This is a genomic window from Paenibacillus radicibacter, from assembly GCF_024721995.1.
Taxonomy (GTDB): Bacteria; Bacillota; Bacilli; order Paenibacillales; family NBRC-103111; genus Paenibacillus_AM; species Paenibacillus_AM radicibacter.
The window spans coordinates 227,011-243,912 of the sequence record NZ_JANQBC010000010.1 but is presented as its reverse complement, the minus strand read 5'-3'; the positions used below and the strand labels follow the sequence as shown (position 1 = coordinate 243,912).

The following is a 16,902-nucleotide window of genomic DNA, read 5'->3' as shown; positions in this document are numbered from 1 at the left end:
TTAATTTGTTATTGCAACAATCTATTTAACGGGTTGATCGCGCTTGACTCTTTTTGGACGCTCAACCCAATTGGTACGATTCATTTTACCCACACGGTTAAGCGGACTGTCGATTGTCGCCGTTTTATCTACAGCTACTTGCACGCCTTCTTGTCTAAGACCTGCACCAACCTTCTTCTTCACATGACTCACTTTATCTGCAGGAGGTCCGGCTCCACCATTACGTTTCCCTTTGTTCCATACTCGACCTTTACTCAATTCACCACTCCGTTCTATTTTTCAGTCCATGTATAATGATTAACTCAATGACTGACTCATTCTACGTAATGTCTAAGTGTACGTTTATAGCAGGAAAAAAGCTAGTTTTTCGATTGTTAGGGGCTTTTGCTTATTGAGGTGAATTATGTAGGTATAGCTGTAGAGGCTCTTATGTTGAGTAGCAATCACATTCTCGATTACTAGCTTTGCACTTGCGTTCTCAACGCTTTTTGCATATGGATCATCTTACATTTCATCGCAATCGAATCTTATTATACAGTTCCGGAATCACACAATGCTTATATCCGATATTTATGCAAATTTATTCAATCAATCGACGTATCACAAGCATTCATGTATTGGGTATCATCATCTTGGTCATGATTGTGGCAGGCTCACTCCTCATTCGTAACGCTGTGGTGGTCGATCCAGTGACGAGTGCAGATAACAAGTAAGCAGTACAACGTAACTATACTAAAAAATACTGAATACCGATCATGTTTACTGTTATCGCCTTCTGTTTCGGTGTCAACATCAATATTTTCATCGTAATCATCGCGGATTTGCTTGGAACTTAGTAGCCAAACAAGAGCTATGGTATCATCTATCAATAGTTTATGTTAAGATCTCTAGCGGAATCATTTCTAGTTATCTAATTCAACTTGCTTCCATGTAATATTCATGGTCAATGCAATGCTGTGCGCTGTTTCATTCTTGCTTAAGATCCTCATTTCTACTCCAGAAGAGATCGAGGTAATAAAAAATGGTTTTAAAACTAAGATCTTAATGTTGGATAAAAATAACCTCCCATTCTTGAAGGGGAGGTTTATTTTGTGTGGGACATTATAAGATGTATTTGAGTAATTTGTATATCCGGCCGTACTACAGCAAACAAAGAGTCTATTAAATAGTTTTTGTAAACTCTAAACCTACTAAGAAGTAAATAATAGAAAGCTTAGGAGAACATATTGGCTGAAGGATCCGGATGTGTAAATTGCCTTGAAAGCCCTCTTTGCCGAAACTGCCCAAGAGATGCTGTTCGCTGAGTTAGATACGCGCCTTGGCTATGAGAGACATGTGGTAAACACCAAAACGAATCCCTTCTCAAAATGTACTCCCCCTCGACTATAGACGTCGTCCGCAATGGAACAGTCGTGTTTAGCACTGGGGACAAATGCTGCTTCAACCATCCGTTTTCTTCTTGAAAGGTACGGTACGATCAACTTATGTTTATTGACGAACTGCCTCCACATAGAATCCTTCTAAACGCGTTCCCCTTAATTAACATCTAACTCACTTTTATATCAACTTTTAATTTTACTTCTAATACTCTTATTTAAATTTGGTTGGCGTATATTACTCGTAATACTAGAATTATTTCTAGGTCTAAATCTAGGTGTTGGTGTTTGACTCCTCAGGCTCAGATGGAGAATTTATTATTTTCATAAAATTGGAAATATAATCAGTTTCTTTATAAAACATTTCGTATACACCTGCACGGGATTGATAAGCAATATATCTATTTATGATGTTTTGTGCATATTCAATTTTGAGAGTTCCTAATATCATATTTTTTTTGAGCTCAATATCTTTTTCTATTAATTCTTTATCTATTGTTTTAACGTCATAAAAATTCCATTTCACAAATATAAGCTTCTTATTACCTATATCAGGAACCGCAGTGCAATGTTCCTTACTATTTCCATTTTTCAAAGTACTCTCTGATATATTTTTCACTTCTGTACCAATAATAAATTTGTATTTATTTCCAATATTTTCAAGTCGTGTTATATCACATAATGGAGTGATACAGTATAAATAAGTAATATTGTTATTAATAGAATCTATTTGTTTTAATATTGTACCTGTTTGAATTTGAGAAGTTACACTATGATACTTCATTATCCAAGTAAATAAAACAGTTTCTTCAAGATATGACTCTTTAAAATTCATATATGACTGACTACTATTAGACTCCTTAGTTTCACTTATAAAGTTGTCAAGAAGCATGATAAATAATACTAGCTCATTAACAATCTGATTATGTTTTTTGCTACCTTGAGTATACTCTTTGCACATATTATTTATATGTAACTTGAAACTTTCAAATGAGTTAATTTCAGAATCTTTAATTATGTCTTTCAATTTATCGATGAATTCTTGTTTTTGAAATTGTTCTTCAATAATTTTTTTTGCTTGGGTAAGGGTTAATATATTTACTAACTCACTAATAATTGATTTATTTATGATTGGTTGGTTAAATAGAATTATTAGCTTTTCTCTTTTCCATTCAAACAAAAAATGAGTGTCAGATTTTATCGTAAACTCATCAATCACATTGGAAAGTAATGTATTATTTATAAATGGTGATATTTCTTCATTTGGGATATCCGAGGTGAATATTTGCGAAAACAATACTTTTTCAAAGGGAGCATTGAATTTTTGTAACGTTTTATGCAAATTACTATCTAACTTATTCGCACATTCCATAAAATGTAAAGTAGTGCTTTTATCTCGAACTAAAATCTCTGCGATTTTACTAATAATTTGATCTGGAGAAACCTTCTTATCCATTACAAAGCCAAACAACGAACACCCCTTATCCACATTTTCCTTTTTGTTTTGAAAAAAATATGATTCTTGATCGACAATTTCATATTCCTGTTTTAATGATTCTAACACATTATCAATATTACCTTTAGTATAAATAACAGCACACTTCAATCCGGTTTCTTGATTTAGAAGTGATTTTATTATTTCCTTTGTTGCATATCCCGGTTTTGTTACACCTGTATTTGTTTCCATTTCCCAATCAATAATTAATATTTTTGTGTTCGATAAAACATTTTTTATTTTCGATATATTTTCTTCAACTTTTTTATTCTGATTATATTTATAAGGAAATGTCACTATCCCAGTCTCAATAAAATTAGAGAAAACCTCGAAAGGGCTATGTGTTATTATAGCATCCTTATTTTCTATTGATTTTGATTCGTCAATTGTCATTACTGTTGCCGCAGCACTTTCCTTCCCACCAATAATTACTTCTTTTAAACCAATTTGGTCGCCTTCATTATAATCTTCATCTTCAAAGTCACTAAAATCTATTTGTTCATTTGTTACTTCTCCCAATTGCTGATGCTTTAGAGACCCACTAATTTGCTTATCTGAATCAGTATCAACATGTAAATTTACTACCTCTAACTCATCGTCAATAATTATTGCATTATTAAAATATTCTTTAACGATTGATTTGGCTGATTCATTGATTGTTGATTGCATTATGCACTACACTCCCAATACAGAATTATTATTAAAAGAAACACAAAAACAAGCTCCTTTTAGTGAGCGTAGCTCACTTCCTCGAGAAATCAAGGATAGTTCATGCCCCTTGGAGTTTAAAATATCTTTTGATAAAAATAATCCTAGACCTCTCCCTTCAAGCTTTTTGGAAAAGAATGGTTCAAAAATATGACCATAATCTTTCTCAGCAATTCCCGGACCAGTATCATGAATATAAATATGCTTAAAATCAGTCGAAGCATAGAAACATAGCTCTCTATTCTCTTGATTTAGCATCCAGTAAATAGCATTAGAAATCATATTCACAAAAGGAGCAAAAAATACAACTTCTACTTCCTTAACAGTCAATTCCGGTGGTATATCATTTTTTATTATAATTTCAAAGCGATTAATATCTGAACTGAAAAAATCTAATACTCCGTCTACGTAATCCCTTATTTTTATATCTTTTTTTCTATGTCTGGATTGACGATATAGTGGACTCATTCTCTCGTGTAATTTTTCTAATGATTTAAATGCAGAAACTGTATTATTTAAAATAGGTAATACTCCAGTTTTACCTAATGCTTTTATCAATTTATTGAAATTCTCATTAATTTTTGCGTAAATAGAATTAAATTCATGATCTGTTAATTCAGTAGCTAATCCTAGTGCAGACAAGTCTCTATATGTTGTTAGTTCAGTTTTTAACTTCCCAATTAAGTGTTCGTCGTAATTCCAAGTTTCGCTATTTTCTAATGAATAAACAAAATTCTTTAGCATTTTATCAAACTCATTAAGAATATCCGATTTTTTCAATGAATTCTGATACTCGGCTTGCAGTTCTCTAACTATAAGGCTAGTTTCATCAAATTGGTCAAAAATTCTGTTCAATGTATTGATGTCTTTATTCGTGATATCTTGAACATCCAACTTCATTTTAAACCCAACTAATTCTTCCAACAGTATTTTTACTTTCATATTGTTGGAGCTCCATATTCTATCTTTTATTTCATTTACTTCTTTGGAAACTATTTTTGTTAAATTTGTTTGAATACGATTTGAGTAATCCTCTAAAAAGCGATTTCTTTCCTTTTCAATATCGAAGATGGTTTGATTAATTGATTCAGTTAACCAATTAATTCTCTCATCAACTTGATGAATAATTTTTTTCTTATCATTAATATAATCTAAAGATATAAACTGTTTTTTTATTTTGGTTAATGATGCTTTAATAATTTCCCCTGAATCCTTCTCTAATTCTTTTTGCAATTGATCAACTATCTCATTATAATTTTCTATTATATCTACCACTTCATTTATATGTTCATATCTATAATTCATCTTCCATTTCATTTCATCTAGAGACTCAATTAGTTTGTTTGTCCCAATTTTTACCATTGACAAGTTTTTCTCTAACTCATTAACGTCTACCGGGTGTAGCTCTGTTAATTTTTTTTTCAAAAAAGTCTCAATTTGACGTTTACATTTTTGCTTATTTTTATATATTGTTTCGTCAAATTTTACAATCCATTTATCTAATCTGACAAAATAATTTTGTTCTTCTTTTTTCTCAAGATCCCTCTTTTTTTGTAAACCTGTTTCTTGCTTAGATTTCAATATGTGTTGAGCACGTCTTGCATCTGGACTATCAGATCTAGTGCCAAGATAATCTTTTGCCCACCAAATCAATAAATTAGTTAATAATGTTCTAAAATGATTATAATACCCATTTTCGATAAACCCTTCCCGACTTGATTTATCTTCTAAATTGGGATTTGTTTTCTTACCAATTTCAATATAACCATACATTCTCCTAAAACTGAATAAATATGTACCTGCGCGTAAGCTTCTTCGCTTTTCCACATTAAGAAAATCATTATCAGGTTCTCCGTAAGGCAAAATTCTTAGTCCATCACGAAAAACATATATTCCCCCTATTTCATCTAATTTTTTTGCCAATGCTTGATGTTGATCCTGTGGAATACAAGAGAGGGTTGGCGTTCCTTCTACAAAGAACCATTTTATCTGGATCGGTCCACAATCAACGTTGTCAAGAATCATACCTTGAGTTAATTTCTCTTTGTCAACTTGTACTCTCTCTGGAGAATCCCCTCCTCCAATATACGCTTCACCGATAAATTCACTATCTCGAATCTCTCCTTTTAAAGCATAATCAAATAAGCGAAGATCATCAGCATTCAATCCATCCTTATTTTCAATTTTCACACCATCTATATGAATTTTTGGCACAAAACAATCTGTTTTATTAGATTCTTCCTTTGTGTCTATATCCTTATCTGAGGAGTCATTTTCCAGCTGTTTATCAAAGAGGTCAATAAAATTTTGAAAAGAAAATAAAATTCCCTTAAGCCTATTTTTTTTTCTAACTAAATTATCTTCTTCTGTATTAACATTAAAACTTCCCCAATCCCATGTATTATCAATATTATTGATATGAAATAATGTCCCCCCCCCTTTTTTTTCTATGTGATTTATTTTTGATAATGTTTCTTTTGTAATTTCAAAATTATCAATTTCATTAATGATTTTCATATATTCAGCTGATGTCCATAAGCTTTTATTCGAAAAATTAGATAGCAAAGAACTCTTAGCATCATTAAAATTATTTACTAAGTAGTGTAATAAGTCCCTAGAGTCATTAAATTCTATTACCGGTATCTCAATTTCCTCCAGAAATAGATTCTCATTTCGAAATAAGGACCAATGTAAATACAATAATATCCATTTTCCGTTAATATTATTAACATCCTTTTTTTTCTTGGTTAATAACAGTAGTTGATCACCAAGTAAAGAAATCGCTAATCTCCCAATACCTTTTTCACCTATTTTAGTTCTACCTTTTTTAGTTTGAGTTATCACCTTGTTTTTTTTTGAATAAGTACCTAACGTTAACCAATTATTCAATATATCATTCTTACTCATACCATCGCCATCATCAAATATGATAATACGTTCTTTTCTTGTATCCACATCAACTAGGCCTTCATCAGCATCTGCATCATATGAGTTACGTAATAATTCAGATATCGCAGTTACTTCATCTCGAATTTGTTGTTTACCCAGCAAGTCAACAGCACGAGCTCTAGTTCTAAAATTTGCCATGAATATTCCCCCTTAAACTCCAACCAATTACTCCCAAATACTTTACAAGTATACTATAGAATCAATGAAAATATCACTTAATAACTAATATGTTCCGTTTCTTTTTATTAAATTAGTGTTATAATATCTATTTTTTGATAGAATAATTATACTAATTTAGAAAACATGATGCGGAGGAATATGCCTTGAGGTTTACGGCAGTCGATTTATTTTGTGGTGCAGGGGGAACTTCAGTAGCTTTGAAGAAAAATTATGATATTAAATGTGCAATTGAATACGACCCAATCATTGCTGAAACATATCAAAACAATCATGATTCTTCACATTTAATCATTGAAGATATTAAAAAGATCTATAAAAAAGAATTTCTTGAAAAAGTATTTTTGCAACGCGGAGAACTAGATTTATTAATAGCCACACCACCCTGTCAAGGTTTCTCCAAACACTCTAAGAAAAAGAATTTCATATTAAACGACACGCGTAATAAATTAATTTTTCATGTGTCCAGGGTAGTAACTTACTTTCACCCCAAATTTATTCTATTCGAAAACGTAGGTAATATAATTAACAACAATTATTTTTATATACTTTTAAAAAAATTATCTAATATTGATCAAGAAGGATACCCAATAATTAAAACTCAACCTTCCTATCATATTAATTTCCAAATTGTTAACGCTACTGATTATGACGTTCCTCAAAAAAGGCAGCGTCTAATATTAATAGCAAAAAAAATAGACTCAACTGACTTGCCAAATACTAATGCATTTATCACATTATCAAAAAAGGGGATCCCACAGGTATCTGCCCCATTAAATATATGGCCAGATAAAAAACCAGCAAAAAAACTAGGAGAATTTTTAAAACCTCATAATCTTAGAAAACTTGAAGCAGGAGAGACAGATCCTGAAGATGAATTGCATACAGTTCGAAATCTCTCTGAATTAAATATCCGAAGGTTAGAAGCCACCCCTAAAAATGGAGGAAGTCGGAACTCTTGGCCAGAATCTATATGGTTAGATTGTCATAAGAAAAAAAATGTTAGTTATGGTGATGTCTATGGACGTATGAGTTTTGAAGATTATGCTCCAACTATCACCTGTGGTTGTTTATCTCTATCAAAAGGTCGTTTTGGACACCCTACAGAAAATAGAGCTATAAGCTTACGAGAAGCAGCATTGATACAAACTTTTCCTAAAAAATACAAATTTAGCGGGTCTATTGAGAAGAAAGCCTTGCAAATAGGAAATGCAGTTCCAGTTAACTTAGCAAAGTTATTTATAAATGCTATAACAGCTAACCTTATTGAAACAAAATTACAACCTGTTGTGTCCCCGCCTTCAGACCCCGTTGGAGTTTGCTAATTTGACTATAGTCCCTCTTAAGGGACTTTTTTTCATATCTAAAATTAACTTTACAACAAAAAAAGGACTCGGGCATCACTCTTGCCCAAGTCCCCTACATCAACAACTCCTACTTCGGGTTCTTCGCCCCCACGACCTTACCTTCGTACTTCACAGTCTTCTTAACCACTTCGCTCGTCTTCCCAAGCTTATTACCCGACTTGATCTCAATCACGTTATCGCCTGCCTTGAGTTGAACATCTGTAAAGATACTCCCCTCACCGACCTTTATCCCATTCACATAAATACTCGGACTGGAATCGTTCGGATCCTCTGCTCGAACAGATATAGATATCGTTTCTGTCTTGGATGTCTTGGCAATTGGTTCGATAACAAGTGTCGGTGCTGGCGCGTGATACATGACTTTCTTCGTAATCACTTCCGACGGCTTCCCACCACGGTTAACGGCTTTGAAGGCAAATACATTCTCACCATCAACCAATTTAACGGTTGTCTCCAGCTTACCGCTCGATATATATTGATCGCCCAAATACATCTTGACGGTACTATCCTTCTCTCCTTCACCTTCGACACTCGCCTTCAAGGTCAGCGTATTCGTCGTAGACGTATCCGGTAGAGCTTCAACTGTAATCTCTGGCGGTGGTCCTAGACTGACAACAAAGTTAGTTAGCGGATTCCACAGTACGATAAGGAGCACCACTAACAAAGGCACTGCGATAAGCGCTGATCTTACTAACTTCCGCTTATTCTGACTTAAGAATCGTACGAATGCGCCTGATTGCCTTAACTTAATGGCTTTGTACAAGGAGGTGAATGACTGATTTCTTGTCTGCAACAGCCGTTCTCTAACTTGCTTGTCCTTGAACGCTTTCGGGCTATATCGGTCAAAATATCTGTTGATCGCCGCTCGGTAATTCGGGTGAATCCCACCCTTGTCACTTAGGAACCTGAAGTCTCGTTCCGACCATTGTAGGAAATCGTAGATCGTATCTGTACCCTTTGTCGCCAGAGCAATAAATTGCAACATCCGATCATAATCGTATATGGGAGTCTCATTATTATTCGACTGACTGCTTGGACTAAAGAAAGCGAACGTAATTGGACTGAATCGCTCCACATCCACTTTCTTCTCTAATATCCGTTGTAGCGACTCTTGCACAAGGTCCATCTCATGAGGACCGAGCTGTTGGAACGATTCTACGGCAACTGTCATCTCACTCGGCACTAACGTCAGCACTCGATATATAATACTTAGATTGATCAGTAGCTGCTTCTTAACTCGGTCTACTTGCTGAAGTAGCTCATGGTCTAACGAATCGATCATAAAGCTAAGGTGAATGATATCGTTAAATTCAAGACGCTCCAAGTTCAAGTCATCTAACAGTTCGTATTGGACAACCTGCTTCATTTCACTTAAGAATCCAATATAAGGAGACTTTCCTTGCCGTGTAATCATCTCATTACTGAAGCGATATAGTAGGCCTGCAGCTTCTATACGATCAGACGTATTCTTAAGTGGCTTAAGTAACTGCTTGGTCTTGTCAAACACTTCATTCGTGAAGAAAGGCATCGACACGACTTCATCCGCATGTGTAAGCCAGAACCGAATCTCATCGATCAACTCATTCACCGAACTAATCTTGTCCATTCGGTACGCGATGTAATCTTCTGCGGCAGGGGTAGCTTGCTTCCTAAGCTCTCTCATGACCATACCGAACATCGACTCATGCTGTACCAATTGGTCAAAAATCTTAGCCGCATGGTTCACGCCTTCTTCTGGACGACCCATAATTCGATTAATGAATACGACTAAACAGTTAATGAGAAAAGCCTTCTCGCCTTGATTAGCCATTCTGTCATATTGCAGCAGGCTTTTCACGTAAATGGCACTTGGCGTGCTCTTTGCATCCATTGCATCTCTGCGTAACAAGCTGATGAACAACGCTTGCAAGCGTTGTTTGTACGCCACTGTCTCTTTTGTCAAATAGGTCAAAATTCCGTTCATCACACCTGCACGGTTATGCGTGTACAAGATTTCATTGCCTTGCTCAATTTGATACAAGGTGCAGAGCTCATCGTAGGTCGAAGTTGCAAGTTCAACGGCACCAGATAACCCTTGCAAGGCTTCATCGGCAAAATCGAAAAACCGCCCAAGCTGCCCACTTTCATTGCGGTATTTCCATATAAACTCTAGGAACGAATGATCGTTACTTGGCAGATCCACATTCACAAATCGTTGATTCGGCAGATCGAACACGTAATCCTTGTCGATCCTGCGATCTGGGGAGCGTAAGCTTCCTTTTTCAACGAATAGGATATGCAGGTTCTGTTTCGCTTCAGGCTCACTATTGAATGTCATGAATCCGAGCTGTCGTCTGTACGCATAAGGAAGACAACGATAGACGATTTCGAGCAACTGCTTCGCCATCATCGCACTTACCGACACGTCCGTATCCAGCGCGATATAGACCTTCCTCTTATTCGTCGCAGACGCCATCACTGCATGTAAGAGCTGCTCAAAGATCTCTGAATCGAATCCCAGATCTTCAAGCACCTGATCTAGTAGTTCCTCCCGATAATTAGAGTCATATGGAACATCCGTCAGCTCTGGAATCGTCTTGCCATCTTGAATATCATAACGACTCTGGAAACCCCGAATACGAAACAGTCGGTTCGGCTCACGTATGAAAGCTTCCTTCATTTCCCCGGGAATAATGAATTGATGTGTGAACGATGCACTACGCTGACCCGTGAAATCCGATTCGACATAGATACTACGACCAATAACAAGCTCCCCATTATCTGTTTGAAAAGAAACGAGTGACTCTGGATACAAATCGCTGTTCGGCTCACTTCTAGTAAGGAGCTCCTGTGGTGCTTTATACACACAGTAAGGATGCAAGACTGATTTAATAAAATTGTTGTCTAAACCTGCTGACTTAGCAACCGTATCGAAGCCTTCGCTCGTGCGAAAGATACCCTCCCGATCACGGGTAAAATACTGTTGCTGAATGTGTCTTCCGCTCATCACAATGCCTCTCTCTTCTCCACATAATCCAGTTCATGGAGCAGCCAGATGAATGGCTCGTCGACACGAGTCGGGTTAATGACTCCTGTGACCTGTTTATTGATCGGGTTCGTTCCTAGTGCAGATACGGAAAAATACGCGGTATTCGTGAAGTATACATCGACCGCATCTTTAAATGGACGATCTACTTTTTCAATGAATCGGCTAATCTCGCCGTTAATGTTCTCAAATTCGGTCTGATTCAAGAAGCCCTTGTGAACCACATTGCGGAACACGTTGCTATTAGATTGAATGTATTCGCTGTCTTCCTCTTTTAAATACTGGAGCATATCACTTTTCGTTAACACGATTGCAGTTGGGATGTTTGTCTTACTATTATGCTGATGGGCGATAAAGTTCTCGAAGAGGCTGATCACGACTTCACGAGGTTCGTCGTAACGATTCGCGAATTCACCTTCCTCTTCACCCAGCTTAATATGAATGCGATCCCGAATGCTGCGAATTTGCAGGGGATCAACGAGGAACAAGATACCCGATGAATTCTTAATATGTGACGCATAAATATCGATATACTCTCGCTCTACCATGCCTTCACCTGCTACATCGAAGAATACGAGTGTAAGTGGTGCTTGATCCGGATCCTTGAATACGAATTGGAAAATAAATGGTTCCTGCTGCTCATTCGGATTCGTCGATTGCAGCATGCTCCCCCGCTCAAAGATCGGCTCGTGGTAATTCTGTCTGAACTTCCGGCTAATCTCCGCACTCAGCGGTATACATGCCGCATTGAAGTTCGAAGCTGTCGTATGCTGCAACGTATGAATGAGCGACGTCATATAGACGGATTTCCCGACTTGAGAAGCACCGACGATTGAGATGATGTTACTCGGCACTTTACCTGCTGAGATCGGAAGTTCATTATGACATTGTGGGCATAGACGACGCTTCGTCTCTACACCATAACGGTCGCTAACAGCAACCAGTACATTGTGGGAATAAACTTGATTCTGCTCCGGAATGGTATGCGGTTCGATAATCGCTTCCATGTCCACTTGGGATAAATTGAACTTACGACGCCAATTGTTCAGTTTCAGATCTTCCTGCAGCATGAAATCATCATCATTGTCTTTAATATGATTCGCCCTGAATACGACTTCTTCTGGTTCGAATTTACTGAAGCAGAAAGGACACACAATGCTGTAATAAGGTGGTCTTTCTTTAGCTGGTGGTTTTTTCTCAAGTAAACCTTTAATAAAATTAAGCACTTCAATTCCTCCCTCATTCACATATGAGTTCGTACAACTCGCCATACCGCTTGCCTTCGGCAAAAAACAACCGAATATATTCGTCCTTGCCAATCTCAATTTCAGGTAGGACACTCCTCCCTACTTGAAAATCCCCCATGAACGGATAAGCGTAGCCATCCTCAAAATTTGTTGGATTACTACCTGTCTTTTTCACATAACAGAGCACTTCCTGTGGAACTTGAATCTCGCAAAATATTTGAATACGAACGGTCTTAAATTTACGAAAAAGCTTATTCCCGTATTGGATCGAGTAACGAATCTTCGCTCTTCCTCCATTTACTCGGATCCGATTATGCTCATCCTCTTGCGTCAGTACGCTTAACTGACCATCACGCCTAACACAAGGGAAAATTCGATATCCATGCATACCAATGTAATCGATACGCTCTCTATATCCGTTACTTGCCTTATATTCCTCACGGGTGAATAGCTTCAATTGCCCTGACCCTAATTGCTCTGCTCGAAGCTCTTGCGACTCATTAAAGCTATAGATATAGACGTAGTCCACATCCTTCGGCCACTGCCAAGTGAGAATACACTCCCCATCCTGCAATTGATACGCAACCCTTGTGATGCCATACGGCTCGCTAAATTGTTCCCATTGCAAACAAATCAGCCTCCTATTGATGTCTGTACATAACGCTACAATTAGCGGAATCGTCTACCACTCGGCCGATCGTCTCGGCTTCGTGCAACACTCTTCTCTTGCCCTCCACGATCCTTCCATCCCGTGCGTAACCCCGTATTCGATCCTCGCTCTGGAACCGCTACGATCAAGGTCGATAACGACAATACGAAAGCGAGAATGATATCAGCAAGTCCCCGATAGATCATCGGAAAGCTAGCACCTTGTAAACCTGTTTCTAACACTAATCCTGCTAGCAAGCCTGCTATTGCTCCCCCGATACCAAAGCTTTTCGCCAAGTAACGGTTATCAAATATAATGCCAAGTGATAGACCCAATAGCATACCTAATATTAGGATGAATACGACACGTAATACCCCATAAAACACACTATCCGCAGTTGACCCCAAGCGTTCATTCATCAAATGACGGTGATTGCCGTTATCATAAATAATGTTAAACGCATCTGTAATTCGATCTGCACGCTTCACATCGTAGAAGTCAGCACCCGTCTCTTGTGCAATACGTTGCAATAACTTGTTTCCTTCTTTTTGCGTGTCATCAATTCCAACAGTATGAACACGCACATGGTCGTGCACATAAGGAGACAACACTTGAGACGTATTCACTTCACTATATCCATCTGAGATGAGGATGACCGCCACACTGTGCCCAGCAGCCCCATCCTTCTTCAAATCATCCATCGCTGTTGTGAGTGCCTTGCCAATATCCGTTTTTCCAATAGGTTCTTCCATTGCACTAAGCTTATGAACAAGCTCTGACTTCGTGCTTGCATCTGCCGTTCTTGTTAGGGGAAATATCAACTGTGTTTCTTCATTGAACGTATACAATGCCACTCGATTCGTATCGTCCAGCTTCTCAATTAACGACTGCGCTGCTTTGATACTTTGCTTGCCCGGATCGCTTTCCCTCATGCTCTCAGACTTATCGAGTATCACGATATAATCCTGCACGACTTCCTTTTTGGCATATTGAACACTGTATAGGAATTGGAATAATGCACCTGCTACAAATAACAGGATGAGCGTACTTGGAATAAGTAATTTCCAACCGTCACTTGCATAACGGAATTTCCAACCGTTCCCGTTCAGTTCAGGTGAGATCACTTCAGACAGCAGACAGCTTAGGCCGACAATTAACGCGAACTGACCATAATATAAACCCATCAGCAGCGTATTGTGCATCGTCCCTCCCCACTGATTCAGCATAATTTCCCCCACGATAAAACCTAACACTCCACCTACAAGGCTGAATAATGTTAGCATTCCGTGCCATTTGCGCTGTTTCACCGTATTCCCCACTTTCTACACAATCTCAATTCCATGGAACGCGTAACCATTCTGTACATAAGTATCGTAATACACCTTGCCATTACGGTAATACATCAGGTCTTCCATCTGGAAACCACCCATCAGATTCAACTTTTCAATACCACTAGGCTTCCTCTCATGCACGCATCCAAGCTTATAGATCCGACTGCCAGCATCAATAGCGAACACGTATTGAACAAATTCACTATGAAAATCGCCAAACACATACTTTTCTTCGTAACGATGTCGGTGAGTCGAACGATACACGTCCGCGCCGATTGCCGCTTCATTCTCTAAGGTCGCATACAAGTCTCGATAGAGATCTTCTTTCGAAAGTACATCTCGATTGTCATAGCTGGCAGCTACATTAGCTCTCTCCAGCAATTCATCCTCGAACGATTGTGCGAATAGCGAGTGCGCCAGCACATCTTTGCGAATCATGGTAATGAAACGTTCCACAACTCGATCCTCACCATGCTTCAATAGCTTCGAGATGTTGCCGAAATAAGGTTCATCCCAATAGTACTGAGCACCTCTGCGCTCTTCTAACTCTGTTAAAATCTCATGAACTACATGTTCGTAGTACTCATTAATATTCCGACCCAAGTAATCATTCGCATCCGATATACTGCAGCGACTCGACTCTTGAAGCACCTTCTCTAATTGATCGAATCGCTCCACGTAAACCGTCATCTTCTCGTGTAGCTCTTCTAACTTGTGCAAGTATAGTTTCAAGAGCTTCAACTTCATTGTCACAAATACAATATCCAGCTTCAATTCGCTGATTTCATCAAGTATATGACGTACAATGTTTCTCATTGGGACTTGCTTCGTAATGCGATTCCATAAGGACAATTGCGTATTCGCTTGTACATCGACCTGCTGCTCATACTTCTGTTCAAGCTCGAGCTCACTTTGTGCAAGTAGCACTTCCGTCTCTTTCACTTGTTCACGAAGCAGAGTGACTACGCTGTTTCCTTCGGTATCTGAAGTCCATCGATGTCCGCTATAGTACCCATACAAGGGATTTGCCATGATCCGCTCTTCAAAATGTCGCTCGAGCACTCTTGTATAATCTTGCTGTAAGAACCCCGCTTCAACCCGCCGTACCACATTCATCTCGAAAAAGGATTGCGCGTGATTGCCATATAAGGCAATCTCCGCTTGCCTGAGTGTCATCGTCTTTAACTCTGACAGCGATACATTGTTGTAGAGCAGCCCATACATCCCTTCGATTGCCTTCGCAGGTTCCGTCATCAGCACGCGAATATGCGCATCGGATCGCTCTGACTCCAACTCTAACATCTCGAGCACTTTCGAGCGATCTAATTTACTGTTATCTTTCAGGTGTTGCATGACTCTCCGGTAGCCGTGATAGAGTACCGTCAGAGCAATCGCTTCATTCGGACGTTTCACCTTGGAATAACCTGCTGATACATAACATCTGCCGTCTGCATCTGGAGGCATCATATTCTGCTTAAACTGTTGATTGTTGTAATCACCATGCTGTGGATCGATCTCTTGAAGCATCTTTTTATTCTTCAAAAAATTAATGTTACAGATCATCTCATAGGCGCGCTGCATCCCATCTCTTGCATAAATCCCTCGCTCGTCTTTATCACTCAAGAAATACACCATATCAAAGAGCGGGGCATGGGCGTGTGAAACCGGCATCTTGATCCCTTCTCCGGTTACCTGCAGCATGCCATTAAATGCATACGTTCGACTTTGGTACAAGTCCATCTCCCGTAAAAAGCTCACACCGAGCGAAGAGGAGAAGGCAAATGTCTCTTCGACTTGCTTCTCCTCCATCAAACTGTACACATCGATTAGTACTGAGCGGAAATGTTCCCCAAAGATCGTCTTCATGAGCACGGTGAACTCGGGCAACAATACATTAGACGGGTCATCGACTTGTGTGATAACCGCAATATTTAAGCGCTGCATGTTCGTATACATGCGTCCGAATTCAGCCATCCGACTGTTCATCTTCCGCAAAGTCACATTCAGCTCCAGCAGCTTCGCTTCATCCAAGTAGAATTCCTTGTACATGTCAGCTCGAACGGTTTTCTTATCTGAATGATGAACAGGCAAAGCCCAAGAATAAACATTCTCTTGGGCATCCACTTGTTTCGTGCCGACATGGAGATAGACCACACCTCTACTATTGTTCCACTTCTTCTGATTCAATGCGTGTACTTGGCGCAGTGCCTCCTCCGACTGATCGCCGAGAAAGAGAAAAACAAGTGGATGGTTGATGCTGCGCAACTCATCTATATCATTTCCCATGTTGTCCATATCCGTCGCATATTCATTTGCGAAGGAGAGTAATCGCTCCCGCATGCTTCAAGCACTCCTTTTCAACTCGTCTTGGCAAGGCGAAGGTTGTTTTATTTCATGATCTCATTTCGGCTCAAAACCGAAAACAGTTCTTGACTGCGCACAGAGACCGCTATGGAGACGAATCATTCTTCCGGTCGCTGTCTCAATCGTGAATTCTTAATTTATTTTATGGTAGTTTCACGATTTCAAAGGCGAACGCTTCGCTCCTACAGAACGTTTCGTCTCCTCCGCTACTTGT

Annotated in this window: 10 protein-coding genes; 2 read left to right on the top strand and 8 right to left on the bottom strand. The window is 38.6% G+C overall.

Translation table 11 applies throughout. The annotated features are described in order from the left end of the window. Positions 1-21: 21 nt before the first annotated feature. Positions 22-258, bottom strand: a complete 237-nt coding sequence (locus NV379_RS18880; protein WP_258208895.1) for a hypothetical protein — start codon at positions 256-258, stop codon at positions 22-24. Between the two features lie 314 nt (positions 259-572). Here NV379_RS18880 and NV379_RS18875 point away from each other — a divergent pair, with 314 nt between their 5' ends. Continuing rightward, on the top strand, positions 573-713 hold the full coding sequence (locus NV379_RS18875) for a hypothetical protein (RefSeq protein ID WP_258208894.1): 141 nt from the start codon (positions 573-575) through the stop codon (positions 711-713). Between the two features lie 937 nt (positions 714-1,650). Here NV379_RS18875 and NV379_RS18870 read toward each other — a convergent pair. Together NV379_RS18870 and NV379_RS18865 are read right to left on the bottom strand one after the other, a co-directional pair. Beyond that, positions 1,651-3,540 carry a response regulator receiver domain gene (locus NV379_RS18870; protein WP_258208893.1) on the bottom strand — a complete coding sequence of 630 codons (1,890 nt, stop codon included), beginning with the start codon at positions 3,538-3,540 and terminating at the stop codon, positions 1,651-1,653. 6 nt (positions 3,541-3,546) lie between these two features. After that, positions 3,547-6,666, bottom strand: a complete 3,120-nt coding sequence (locus NV379_RS18865; protein ID WP_258208892.1) for an ATP-binding protein — start codon at positions 6,664-6,666, stop codon at positions 3,547-3,549. 185 nt (positions 6,667-6,851) lie between these two features. Between NV379_RS18865 and NV379_RS18860 the strand changes: the two genes are divergently transcribed. Continuing rightward, on the top strand, positions 6,852-8,030 hold the full coding sequence (locus NV379_RS18860; RefSeq protein ID WP_258208891.1) for a DNA cytosine methyltransferase: 1,179 nt from the start codon (positions 6,852-6,854) through the stop codon (positions 8,028-8,030). A gap of 109 nt (positions 8,031-8,139) precedes the next feature. On the opposite strand, the gene NV379_RS18855 is transcribed toward NV379_RS18860, so the two are convergent. From NV379_RS18855 to NV379_RS18835, 5 genes are read right to left on the bottom strand one after another with little or no spacing between them, the layout of a single operon-like run. After that, positions 8,140-11,058 (bottom strand): GAP1-N2 domain-containing protein, encoded by a 2,919-nt coding sequence (locus tag NV379_RS18855; protein WP_258208890.1) that lies wholly within the window; start codon positions 11,056-11,058, stop codon positions 8,140-8,142. Further along, positions 11,058-12,323: a TRAFAC clade GTPase domain-containing protein gene (locus tag NV379_RS18850; RefSeq protein WP_258208889.1), complete on the bottom strand. Its 1,266-nt coding sequence runs from the start codon at positions 12,321-12,323 to the stop codon at positions 11,058-11,060. The genes NV379_RS18855 and NV379_RS18850 overlap by 1 nt, the downstream gene beginning before the upstream one ends. Positions 12,324-12,336: 13 nt before the next feature. Further along, positions 12,337-12,972 carry a hypothetical protein gene (locus NV379_RS18845; protein ID WP_258208888.1) on the bottom strand — a complete coding sequence of 212 codons (636 nt, stop codon included), beginning with the start codon at positions 12,970-12,972 and terminating at the stop codon, positions 12,337-12,339. Positions 12,973-13,013: 41 nt separating this feature from the next. Further along, complete coding sequence (locus NV379_RS18840; protein ID WP_258208887.1) at positions 13,014-14,276, bottom strand: vWA domain-containing protein; 1,263 nt, start codon at positions 14,274-14,276, stop codon at positions 13,014-13,016. 39 nt (positions 14,277-14,315) lie between these two features. Next, positions 14,316-16,664, bottom strand: a complete 2,349-nt coding sequence (locus NV379_RS18835; protein ID WP_258208886.1) for a hypothetical protein — start codon at positions 16,662-16,664, stop codon at positions 14,316-14,318. Positions 16,665-16,902: the final 238 nt, after the last annotated feature.

Excerpts from the sequence above, each read along its gene's own strand:
- NV379_RS18875 (WP_258208894.1), top strand. The coding sequence starts at position 573 with ATGCAAATTTATTCAATCAATCGACGTATCACAAGCATTCATGTATTG.
- NV379_RS18870 (WP_258208893.1), bottom strand. The coding sequence starts at position 3,540 with ATGCAATCAACAATCAATGAATCAGCCAAATCAATCGTTAAAGAATAT.
- NV379_RS18865 (WP_258208892.1), bottom strand. The coding sequence starts at position 6,666 with ATGGCAAATTTTAGAACTAGAGCTCGTGCTGTTGACTTGCTGGGTAAA.
- NV379_RS18855 (WP_258208890.1), bottom strand. The coding sequence starts at position 11,058 with ATGAGCGGAAGACACATTCAGCAACAGTATTTTACCCGTGATCGGGAG.
- NV379_RS18840 (WP_258208887.1), bottom strand. The coding sequence starts at position 14,276 with ATGCTAACATTATTCAGCCTTGTAGGTGGAGTGTTAGGTTTTATCGTG.
- NV379_RS18835 (WP_258208886.1), bottom strand. The coding sequence starts at position 16,664 with ATGCGGGAGCGATTACTCTCCTTCGCAAATGAATATGCGACGGATATG.